Below are 4,081 nucleotides of genomic sequence, written 5' to 3'. Positions count from 1 at the left end.
GGCTTCGACATCGCCGGTCTGGAACTGTTCGCGCCGCTGATCTCGGGTGCGTGCGTGGTGCTCGCGACCCCGGGGCTGGTGCACGACCCGGCCGCGCTGCGCGAGACACTGCGCGGCGAGCGGGTCACGGTGATGCAGGCGACGCCGAGTCTGTGGCGCGCGGTCGCCGACGAGGCCCGGGATGCGCTGCGGGGCGTACGGGTCCTGGTGGGGGGCGAGGCCCTGCCCACGGATCTCGCGGGGCAGCTGGCCGCCTCGGCCGCGTCGGTGCTGAATGTGTACGGGCCGACGGAGACCACGATCTGGTCCACCGCCGCCGAGGTCACCGGAGAGGGCGCGGTGACCATCGGGAGGCCGCTGTCCCGTACCCGGCTGTATGTCCTGGACGGTCACCTGCAGCCGGTCCCGGCCGGTGTGTCGGGGGAGCTGTATATCGCGGGTGCGGGTGTGGCGCGCGGCTATCTCAAGCGTCCCGCCCTGACCGGGGAGCGGTTCGTCGCCGACCCGTACGGCCCGGCCGGTTCCCGTATGTACCGCACGGGAGACGTCGTCCGCTGGACCAGTACCGGCGACCTCGTCTACCTGCGGCGCGCTGATGATCAGGTCAAGGTGCGTGGGTTCCGTATCGAACTCGGTGAGATCGAGACCGTGCTCACCGGCATCGAAGGCATCGTCCGGGCGGCCGTCGTCGTCCGTGAAGACCGTCTGGTGGCATATCTCGTCAGCGGTGACGCGGACGTGTCCGAAGCGGGGTTGCGCGAGCACCTGGCTCAGCGTCTGCCCGCTTACATGATTCCGTCGGTGTTCGTGGGACTCGACGCGCTGCCGCTGACGGCTAACGGCAAGCTCGACCGCAAGGCCCTGCCCGACCCCGAGTTCCCCGCCACCGGTACCGGACGCGCTCCCCGCACCCCGCAGGAAGAGATCCTGGCCACCCTTTACGCCGACATCCTCGGTCTGGAACAGGTCGGCATCGACGACAGCTTCTTCGACCTCGGCGGACACTCCCTCCTGGCCACCCGCCTGGTCTCCCGCGTTCGTACCGTCCTCGGCGCCGAACTCTCCGTCCGCCAGCTCTTCGAAACCCCCACCATCACCGGCCTCACCCACGCACTCACCAACGCCACCACCGCCCGCACCGCCCTCACCACCCGACCACGCCCCACCCGCATCCCCCTCTCCCACGCCCAGCAGGGGCAGTGGTTCCTGCACCAGTTGGAGGGCCCCAACGCCGCCTACAACATCCCGGTGGGCCTGCTCCTGAGCGGCCCACTCGACCATGCGGCCCTGGAGGCCGCACTGGCCGATGTCGTGGAACGCCACGAGTCCCTGCGTACCGTCATCGCCGGGGACGAGCAGGGGGCGTACCAGGTCATCCGGACCTCGGTACGGCCGGAGCTGAACGTTGAGCAGGTCCCGGCGGACCAGCTGCGTGCCGCCCTGGAGACCGCGGCGGCCCACGCCTTCGACCTGGCGGGCGAGATTCCGCTGCGTGCCACGCTGTTCGAGACCGCGCGGGACGAGTACCTCCTGCTGGTGCTGATCCACCACATCGCCGCCGACGAGTGGTCGTTCGGCCCGCTGGTGCGCGACCTGGCCACGGCGTACACGGCACGCTGCACGGACGGCCATGCGCCGACCTGGGCCCCGCTTCCGGTGCAGTACGCCGACTTCACGCTCTGGCAGCGTGAAGTACTGGGCCCCGAGGACGACCCGGAGAGCGCTATCGCCCGGCAGATCGCCTACTGGCGCGAGGCGTTGGCGAGTCTGCCGACCGAGCTGGAGATCCCGACGGACCGGCCGAGGCCCGCTGTGCCTTCGCACCAGGGCGGGACCGTCGAGTTCGAGGTGCCGCAAGAGGTGCACCGCCGGATCGAGGAGGTGGCGCGGGAGCATCAGGCGAGTCCGTTCATGGTCGTGCAGGCCGCGCTGGCCGTGTTGTTGTTCCGGTTGGGCGCGGGGGCGGACATTCCGATCGGTTCGCCGGTGGCGGGTCGTACGGACGACGCGGTGGAGGACCTGGTCGGGTTCTTCGTGAACACCCTGGTCCTGCGCAATGACCTGTCGGGGAATCCGACCTTCTCGGAGCTGATCGCCCGGGTGAGGGAGACCGACCTCGCCGCCTTCAGTAACCAGGATGTCCCCTTCGAGCGGCTGGTGAAGGCCCTCAACCCCGAGCGCGCCACCGCGCGCCATCCGCTCTTCCAGACCGTCCTGAACTGGGCCAACGACGACAACCGCGAGGCCCTCGCGGCCTCGGCCGGGATGCCCGGTCTCACGGTCGCGGTCGAGGAAGCCGCGACGGGTGCGGCGAAGTTCGACCTGGTCTTCCACCTGTCCGGGATACGTGACGCCGATGGCGGTGCTGGGGGCCTGCGGGGCGAGTTGGAGTTCAACGCCGACTTGTTCGACCGGTCGTCGGTGGCGGTGTGGGGTGAGCGGTTCGTCCGGGTGCTTGAGGGGCTGCTCGCGGAGCCGGGGCGTGGGGTCGGGTTGGTTCCGGTGCTCTCGGCGGGTGAGCGGCGGGAGGTTGTTCAGGCCTGGGCCGCGACGGATAGCGAGCCGATGGCTGGTGGCGGGTCGTTGGTGGACCGGTTTGAGGCCCGGGTCGCCGCTTGTGGCGGTACGGGGGTCGCGGTGTCGTGTGAGGGGGTGTCGCTGTCGTACGGGGAGCTGAACGCGGCGGCGAACCGCTTGGCGCGGGTACTGGCCGGTCGGGGGGTGGGTCCGGAGTCGCTGGTGGCGATCGCTCTGCCGAGGTCGGTGGAGATGGTGGTGGCGCTGCTGGGCGTGCTGAAGGCGGGGGCGGCGTATGTGCCGGTGGACCCCTCGTACCCGGCGGACCGGATCGCCTACCTCCTGGAGGACGCGGACCCGGCACTGGTCATCTCCGGTCTGGACACCGCCTCCCAGCTGAGGGGAGCGGACTGGCTGCTGCTCGATGACCCGGGCACGGTGGCTGAGCTGGCCGAGAATTCGGGCACGGACCTCACAGATACCGACCGGGTAGGCGCATTGCTGCCCGAGCATCCGGCGTATGTCATCTACACCTCTGGTTCCACGGGCAGGCCCAAGGGGGTGGTGGTGGCGCATGCGCAGGTGGTGCGGCTGTTCACGGCCACGGACCACTGGTTCGGATTCGGACCGGATGAAGTGTGGACACTCTTCCACTCCTACGCGTTCGACTTCTCGGTGTGGGAGCTGTGGGGCCCCCTGCTGCACGGCGGCCGCCTGGTCGTGGTCCCCCATACCGTCAGCCGCAGCCCGGAACAGTTCCTGGAACTGCTGGTCCGCGAACAAGTCACGGTCCTGAGCCAGACACCGTCCGCGTTCTACCAGCTGATCCAGGCCGACACCGAGAATCCCCAGCTCGGCGATGGTCTGGCCCTGCGGTACGTGGTGTTCGGGGGTGAGGCGCTGGATCTGGGCCGACTGGCCGCCTGGTATACGCGGCATGGCGGTCGTGGCCCACGGCTGGTGAACATGTACGGCATCACCGAGACCACCGTCCACGTCACCCACCGGACCCTCGACCAGGAAACCGCGTCCGGCCAGCACAAGTCGTTGATCGGCGGTCCCATCCCGGACCTGCGCCTGTACATCCTGGACTCGGCCCTGCAGCCCGCCGCCCCCGGAGTCACCGGAGAGATGTACGTAGCAGGCGCGGGCCTGGCCCGCGGCTACCTCAACCGGCCCGCCCTGACAAGCGAACGCTTCATCGCCGACCCATACGGCCCCGCCGGTTCCCGCATGTACCGCTCCGGCGACCTGGCCCGCTGGACAACAGACGGGGAGTGGGAATACCTGGGCCGGGCGGACGACCAGGTCAAGATCCGGGGCTTCCGGATCGAACTCGGCGAGATCCAGACCGCCCTGACCACCCACCCCGCCCTCGCCCAGGCCGCCGTCATCGTGCGCGAAGACCGGCCCGGCGACCGGCGCCTGGCCGCCTACACCGTCACCACCCCCGGCCACACCACCCCCAGCCCCACAGCACTACGCACCCACCTGTCGGCCACCCTGCCCGACCACATGCTCCCCGCCACCTACACCACCCTCCCCGCCCTCCCCCTCACCCCCA

Annotated in this window: 1 protein-coding gene; it reads left to right on the top strand. The window is 70.0% G+C overall.

Annotated elements, in window-relative coordinates; all coding sequences use genetic code 11:
• Window positions 1-4,081: amino acid adenylation domain-containing protein (locus ACWC5C_RS41985; protein WP_450884623.1), on the top strand; the 4,081-nt coding region annotated here is incomplete at both ends.

The organism is Streptomyces sp. NPDC001700 (genome assembly GCF_053596435.1).
Note: the sequence above shows the minus strand (reverse complement) of the source record. Positions and strands in the feature narration are given on the sequence as shown.